This is a genomic window from Frankia sp. AiPs1, assembly GCF_023716945.1.
GTDB lineage: Bacteria > Actinomycetota > Actinomycetes > Frankiales > Frankiaceae > Frankia.
In genome coordinates, this window is the sequence record NZ_JAMQQF010001082.1 from 1 (window position 1) to 849 (window position 849).

The 849-nt window shown below is 76.9% G+C and carries 1 protein-coding gene; it reads right to left on the reverse strand.

Going from position 1 to position 849, the window contains the following annotated elements:
• Positions 1–2: 2 nt before the first annotated feature.
• A partial coding sequence (locus ND748_RS32995; protein WP_374216103.1) for a MinD/ParA family protein occupies positions 3–849 on the reverse strand: 847 nt, incomplete at its 5' end.

The following is an 849-nucleotide window of genomic DNA, read 5'->3' on the forward strand; positions in this document are numbered from 1 at the left end:
CGTCAGGCCCCCGAGGGCCAGGCAGCGAGGCGAGCCGGTGGATCGGCGGCGGCGAGAGCGGGGCGGGCGAGGACCGCCGCCGGCTGGGAACCGGGCAGCGGGGCGGTGGCGACCGCCCCGGCGAGGCGCTGAAAGGCGAACCGGGTTCGCCGGCGCAGTCGGAACCAGTTGATCGGACGGCTGTCGGCCAGCGCCGCGTCGAACGGCACCGGCACCGTCATGTACGCCCGATCCTCGAGATGGTCCAGGCGCATCCGGGCGCTGCGGCTGAGCCGGGACGGGTAGGTCTCGACGATGGCGACGATGACGGTCGCGGCGAGGTCGCCGCGACCGGCCGCGGTAAGCGCGGTCAGCGCGTCGTCCGCGCCCGCGATCTCCGCTTCCCCGGCGCGGACGGTGAGCACCAGCAGGTCCGCGCGGGCGAGCAGGGTGGCGGGGACCGGCTGGCTCCAGCCCGGCGGCGCGTCCGCGACGACGGCCGGATACCAGTGGCCGAGCAGATCCAGTGCCCAGGCCAGCTCCTCGGGCAGCAGGCCGGGACCGGCAAGGTCGCGCATCCCGGCCAGTACCTCCAGCCCACCCGAACCGTCGGAGGCCAGGAATTGGCGGACGTCCTCGAGCGAGGAGACCGGCGGGCGGGCGCCGGCCAGCTCCCGCAGGCCGACCCCCGGGGGCATGAGGCCGACCCGATGCGCGAGCAGCCCGCACTGGTCCGGGGAGGCGTCGACGGCGACGACCCGGTGGCCATGGTGCGCAGCCATCGCCAGGCCCAGCCCGGCGGCCACGGTCGTCCGTCCGCCGCCGCCGCCGAACCCGCCGATCAGGACCCGCCGGCCACCGGCCCGCGGA